Origin of the sequence: Allorhizocola rhizosphaerae (assembly GCF_003426775.1) — a bacterium.
In the GTDB taxonomy this organism is placed as follows: domain Bacteria; phylum Actinomycetota; class Actinomycetes; order Mycobacteriales; family Micromonosporaceae; genus Allorhizocola; species Allorhizocola rhizosphaerae.
Genome location: NZ_QJUG01000348.1, coordinates 1 through 6,068 on the forward strand (window position 1 = coordinate 1; position 6,068 = coordinate 6,068).

6 protein-coding genes and 1 pseudogene are annotated in these 6,068 nt (G+C 69.3%); 2 read left to right on the forward strand and 5 right to left on the reverse strand.

Annotated features, from left to right (window positions below; translation table 11 throughout):
- Positions 1 to 238, forward strand: a pseudogene (locus DM816_RS39575) (hypothetical protein); the annotation flags it as partial.
- A 164-nt stretch (positions 239 to 402) separates the two neighbouring features.
- Here the strand turns inward: DM816_RS39575 and DM816_RS39580 are convergent.
- Entirely contained in the window at positions 403 to 1,071 is a 669-nt protein-coding gene (locus DM816_RS39580; protein WP_211589056.1) for a response regulator, read from the reverse strand.
- Positions 1,068 to 2,210, reverse strand: coding sequence for a sensor histidine kinase (locus DM816_RS39585; protein WP_117215605.1), 1,143 nt, complete (start codon positions 2,208 to 2,210; stop codon positions 1,068 to 1,070). Before DM816_RS39585 ends, DM816_RS39580 begins: the two co-directional genes overlap by 4 nt.
- 110 nt (positions 2,211 to 2,320) lie before the next feature.
- On the opposite strand from DM816_RS39585, the gene DM816_RS39590 reads away from it, so the two are divergent.
- Positions 2,321 to 3,046: a hypothetical protein gene (locus DM816_RS39590; protein WP_117215606.1), complete on the forward strand. Its 726-nt coding sequence runs from the start codon at positions 2,321 to 2,323 to the stop codon at positions 3,044 to 3,046.
- Between the two features lie 292 nt (positions 3,047 to 3,338).
- Here the strand turns inward: DM816_RS39590 and DM816_RS39595 are convergent, their stop codons facing one another.
- From DM816_RS39595 to DM816_RS39605, 3 genes are all read right to left on the reverse strand, one after another.
- Positions 3,339 to 4,103 (reverse strand): SAM hydrolase/SAM-dependent halogenase family protein, encoded by a 765-nt coding sequence (locus DM816_RS39595; RefSeq protein WP_117215607.1) that lies wholly within the window; start codon positions 4,101 to 4,103, stop codon positions 3,339 to 3,341.
- A 2-nt stretch (positions 4,104 to 4,105) separates the two neighbouring features.
- A complete protein-coding gene (locus DM816_RS39600) occupies positions 4,106 to 5,263 on the reverse strand; it encodes an acyltransferase family protein (protein ID WP_117215608.1) in 1,158 nt (385 codons plus the stop codon).
- A 42-nt stretch (positions 5,264 to 5,305) separates the two neighbouring features.
- A partial coding sequence (locus DM816_RS39605) for an Lhr family helicase (protein WP_425455336.1) occupies positions 5,306 to 6,068 on the reverse strand: 763 nt, incomplete at its 5' end.

Sequence of the window (6,068 nt, forward strand, 5' to 3'; positions counted from 1 at the left end):
CGAGCAGGTCGAGGGCGTCCTGGCCGACCAGGCCGCGCCCGTGGCAACCCCGGCTCCCGGCGCGCCGGTGCCTGCAGCGGCGGCCGCAAAGGCCGAGCAGGTGTGGGCGACCGACGGCCCGGTCTCCGTGACCGTGCGCCGCGACACACCGCTGCGCACCACCCTGCGCGCGCGCAACGTGCGGCCCGGCGGCGCTGGTTCCGGCCCGTCGCGTGACCGCGAGGTCGTTGGCGTCTGATCCGGCTCGTCGTGTGACCGCAAGGTTGTCGGCGTTTGATCCGGCTTGCCGTGTGACCGCGAGGTTGTCGGCGTCTGACCCCGGCCAGTCCCGCGATCGCGACGTTGTCGGCGTCTGACCCGGCTCGTCGTGTGACCGCGAGCGTCGTTGGCGTCTGACCGGCTTCAGCGATGGCGGGGTGAGACGAGTCCGCTCTCATACGCAGCGATGACCAGTTGCGCCCGGTCGCGTGCGTTCAGCTTGGCCAGCAATCGCCCGATGTGGGTTTTGACCGTGGCCATGCTCAGGTGAAGATGTGCCGCGAGCTCCACATTAGATAGTCCGTCGGCGATGAGCAGCAGAACCTGCCGTTCCCGATCGGTCAGGGAATCCAGCCCCCGAACCGGTGCGCCCCCGGGCCCTGCACCTCGGCTGAACTCCTGGATGAGCCGACGCGCGACCGTCGGGGCGAGCAATCCCTCGCCCGCGGCCACATGCCTGATTCCCGCCAAGAGATCGGCCGGCGGAGCATCCTTGAGCAGGAACCCACTGGCACCGGCGCGAAGCGCGGCATACACGTAGTCGTCGAGATCGAACGTCGTCAAAATCAGTACGCGGACGTCGCCGGTCTGTGGATCGGCACCGATCAGGCGGGTGGCCTCGATGCCGTCCATGCCGGGCATCCGGACGTCCATGAGCACCACATCGGGCCGTTCAGCGCGGGCGAGAACCACCGCTTCGGCTCCCGTGGCTGCCTCGCCCACGGTGGTCATGTCGGGCGCCGAGTCGACCAGCAGGCGGAAGCTGCCGCGCACGAGCGCCTGATCGTCGGTGACAAGCACGCGAATCGTCACCGGTCTTCCCCTTCCCCATAGGGAATGGTTGCGTGGACGGTAAACCCGCCGCTCGCGTCCGGTCCCGCGATGAATTTTCCTTGGTACAGCATGACGCGCTCACGGATGCCGATGAGTCCGTGACCCGGGCCGGCGGTGCGGGTCGGGCGGCCGTCGTCGGTCACATCGACCGTGACCTTTCCCCGCTCGGCGAGAACACGCACCGAGCACCGGGCGGGTGCCGCGTGCTTCACCACATTCGTCAGCGCCTCCTGCACGATGCGGTACACGGCCAGTTCCACACCTTCCGGGAGCGGCTCGTCCACCTCCACGGCGAGGTCGGTGACGGCACCTGCGGCGCGGGCACGCTCGGCGAGCTCGCCCAGCCCGCCGAGGCCCGGCGTCGGCTGCCGATCGCCGGGGCTTTCCGCCTCGCCTCGCAGTGCGCCGAGGACACGGCGCATCTCAGCCAGCGCGCCACGGCTGGTGGCCTCGATGGAGCGCAGTGCCGCCTGGGCCGCTTCGGGCTGTGTGGCCGCGACGTGGTTGGCGACACCGGCCTGCACGGCGATGACACCGAGGTTGTGCGACACGATGTCGTGAATCTCCCGCGCTATCCGCAGGCGTTCCTCGGTCGCCGCCCTCTTGCGTTCGCTCTCGGCGGTGCGCTCGGCGGTCTTGCGGCGGCGTCGTGTGGCGATGCCCACGGCCCAGCCGCCACCGGCGATCAACCACACACCCATGGCGAGCACGATGGTGTCCGTCAGCGTCTCCGATGGGGTGATCACGTATGTGCCGGCGACCAGACCTCCGGTCAGTATCGGCAAGGCCACGGCGACCGCTCGGATCGAGCGGCGGGTCGGTTCGAGGACGCCCACCGCATAAAGCGCCAGGGCGGAGGCCACGAACGGCTCGCGCGTGATATCGAGCAGTGACGAGGCGGCGCAGCCCAGGGCCACGAACGCCGCAGCCGGAATCGGCCAGAGCCGCCGGACGGCGATGGGCAAGCCCACACAGGCGGCGACCAGTGCCCCAAGCCACGCCGGCCCGGCAAAGGCCGGGGAGCCATCCGACCCGTCGAAGGACGCGAACGACAGATAGGCGCCGGTGATCGCCACCGCTGCCACGGCGTCGAGCAGGATCAACCGGCGGGAGATCATCGCTAGACAGTAGCCAGTCGGACGGTGGCGCGGCGTCAGACCACGGTCTGATGGCAGGTTCGGAGCCTGCTCCGACGCGGCCGGACCACCGGGACGCCCATCGTTTGGGCATGACTGAATCACGTTTTCCCGGTCGCTGGCTGGGCGGTGCCGCCCTCGTGCTCGGTCCTGCGCTGATGCTCGCCGGGGTCCTGCTGCGGGCCGGACACCACTTTTTCTTCCCGGACCAGCTCGCCGCCTATGCCAGTGACCCGACGACGATGTTCGCCGCCTACAGCCTGTTCCTTGCGGGCAACATCGTGCTGTGGCCCGGGGTTGCCGTTCTGGCCCAGCGAATCGGCGCCACCCGGCCGGCGCTGGCCGCGTGGGGTGGTGCGTTGGTCACGTTCGGCCTGTTCGCCCGTGCCTTCCACGCGGGCGTTGATCATCTCGCGTTCCAGCTCGTCCGGGTGCAGGACCTGTCGGCCGCGACCCAGGCGGTGGCGGATTCCTATGGGGCGTACCACATCGTGAGCGCGCTGTCCTTAGCGATCATGGCAGGCTGGGTGGTGCTGGCCGTCGGCGCCTGGAGGGCTGGAGTCTTCGGGCTGGCCCGCGCCGTCGCGCTGTCCACGATGGCGGCGCTGCCGCTCGGCGTGCTGAAGGGCACCACGCTGCTGTCGATCGTCGCCGTTGCGGGCCTTGCGGCGGTGCTGGTCCCGTTCGGCGTTCAGACCCTTCGCGAGGCTGTTCGCGAGAGTCTTCGCGAGGGTACGAAGCCGGGCACGTTACTCGGTTGGGTGGGCGCGGTGCTCGCTGCGAGCGCAGCCATGGCCCTTCTCGGCGTGCTTGGCTGATGCTCCGCCGCGGCGCGGTTCGTCTCGGCCGTCGCGAGGTGACGCTTCGCCCGGCGCGGTTCATCTCGGCCGTCGCGAGGTGACGCTTCGCGCGGCGCGGTTCGTCTTGGCCGCGGAGGTGATGCCTCGCCCGGCGCGGTTCGGCTCGGCCGCCGAGTGGCGCCGCGCGCAGCGCATTCCTCGCCGCGCTGCGCCTTTGAGAACCGCTAGCGATGCACAGGATGTCTCCTGGATGTGAGGAGCTGGAGCAGTGGCTGCTGTAGCGGCTGTAGTGATGGTGCGCTTGCTGATGTCAGCTGATGCGCAGGATGTCGCCCGGGGTGACGGCCAGCATGACAGCCGCGCGGCCGCCGTTGACGGCGATGGCGACGCGGTCGGCGGAGTCGCCGAAGACGACCAGGCCGCCGTGGGCCGCGTCGGCGAAGGTCTCACCGCGCACCGCCCGGCAGCCGCCCACGGTCACACTGTCGGGCAGCTGCCGCAGCAGCTCCGCGGACGCGGCGAGCTGCACGTTGCCGAACCGGTCGATGGTCAGGACTTCGGCCTCGATCCAGCCGTCGCCCACCGCGACAACGGGATCCGGCAGCGTGATGAGCGTCGACGGATCGATCTGCTGAGTCAGCTGTGCCGCACCGAGGGCTATCCGGGCGGCCGCAGGGGCGAAGACGTCACGCCCATGGAACGTACGCGAGGCATCGTCGGGAGTGGACAGTTCGTAGGCCGTGTCCACCCCGCCGAGGACCGTCGCGGCCCACATCAGAACCCCGTTGTCCGGGCCGACCAGCACCCCGCCGGCGCGGCAGTCGAGCGCCACCGCGCGCCGCGATGTGCCGACGCCCGGGTCGACCACGGCCACGTGGACCGCCGGGGGCAGGTGCGGCACGGTCTGGGCCAGAATCGCCGCCGCCCTCGTCACGTCACCCGGCGCGATCAGGTGCGTCACGTCGATGACCTTCACCGCGGGGGCCGCGCGTGCGATCACCCCGTGGCACGCAGCAACGAAACCATCCGACAGACCGTAGTCGGTCGTCAACGAGATGTAGTCAAACCCGGGCATGCCTAAGAGGCTATAGCCGTCTCGCTCTCTTTGCTCGGACCGAGGACCGGCTGTTTGCCACCCTTTTGCAACCGCCGGAACAACCACAGCACCGGGATGGTGCACAGCAGCGGCCCGATGATGGCCAACGGCCTGGTCAGCCACCAGCCGAGGTCGACATTGGCTCGTTCCTTCATGTCGAGCCCGAACACCAGCCACACCAGGAACAGGAACAGCGCCATGCCGGTGGTGTGCACCAGGAACAGCGGCAGCGCGAAATCATTGATGAGCTTGTTGGTCCGCTTCCACCGGGGGCGTTCGAGCCACACCGCCATTTTGGGCCGCAACAGCTCGACCGTGCCGACCTGGAACAGCAGCAGCGCCACGATCACAAACGTTGGCGGACCGACATTCGAGAACCTTTCTCCTGGTACCCCGACCATGCTCCCGGGATAGAGCCCGCTGCCCACCAGCCCGATCAACCCGAACAGCCCGGTCCACAGCAGCGCCCAGTCGTTGGGACGGGGCGCGTCAACGATCTTTTGGTAGAAGAACCCGGCCTGGTGTGCCAGCCCCCACACCAGCACCATGTTTGCCCAGCCCATGACCTCGATGTGGTTGTGGAACCGCAGCACATCGACGAGCATCGCGAGCCCGCCGAACCAGATGAGCACGAGCAGCCCGGCCTTGCGGTGCAGCCACAGCGAAACCGGCAACAGCGCGATCAACCCGAGGTAGACGGCCAGAAACCACAACGGGCTCACGATGAGCTTGATCGTGCGCCCGACGCCGGTGAGGTTGAAATAGGCCCCGATCAGCGTGCCCAGCGCGATCCACGCGATCAGCACGGCGCCCGCGGGCAGCAGCAGCTGGCGCATCCGCCGCCACACGAACGTCCGCATGGTCACGCCCCTGGACTGTGCCCGCTCCCACGAGCGCAAATGCACGTAGCCCCCGATGAAAAAGAACAGCGGCATCACCTGAAACAGCCACGTGGCAAGCCACAGGCCCTTGGTGAAGCCGAGCGGGCTGGTCGCATGCGGGCCGTCGACGCGCCACTCCAGAATCGTGAACGCCCAGTGCCACAGGACCACCACCATCAGGCTCAGTGCTCTCAGGAAGTCTACGTATGGGTCTCGGGGGCGTGCGGGGAGTAATTCGGCCTGGGTGGTTGCCGTCATGAACGGCAGCTTGCCATTGGTTTGCCAGTCATGCCACCCCGATTAAGCCCTGAGCCGTAACCCGCGCGGCGTGATTTTGAACCCAGCGTTTTCCAGTGCTTTGCCCAGAACACTCCCGATTACCGCGTCGCCGTCGGCGCGCTCGACACTGAGCACCCCTAGGGCGCCGCGCTTGACGGCGGCGGCGAGCTCGTGGGCCGCTGCCGTGAGGATGGTCTCATCGTCCACAAAGGACTTCACGGTGCGCCCGCCGCGCTCCACATACATCACGAGCTCGCCGTTGACCAACACGACCAGCGCGCCCGCCTTGCGCCCCGGCCGGTGCCCGTCATCGGTCGCGGGCCAGGAAAGCGCCGCGCCGTAGGGGTTGGCCGGATCGGTGGCGGCCAGCACGAGCGCGCGCGTCTTCGACTTGGAGCTCTCCCTTGGCGGCTGTGTGAGCTGCGGCGCGGTTGGGGGCGTCGGCGGCAACGCCGATGGCGCGGCGGGCGAGGTGTCGGCGGGCCGCCCGGTGAACTCCTTGTCGTAGTCGGGCTCGGCCATGGCGCGCAGACGATCCACCGCACCCGGCAGCGCGAACTGGGCCGCGCCCAAGCCCTCCACGAAGTATCCCCGCCGCGCCGCGCCCCGCTCCTCGAGCGCCGACAGCACGGTGTAGACCGAGGCGAACCCGCCCGGGTGCCCCTCGGCCATCACGGCCCCGCGGGTGACGACCCCGTGCCGATCGAGCAGCGCGTCGGCGACCGTCGCGGCCCGCCGCGTGGGGTCGAGGTCGCGCGGCGGCAGCAGATGCCACCGCCCGGCG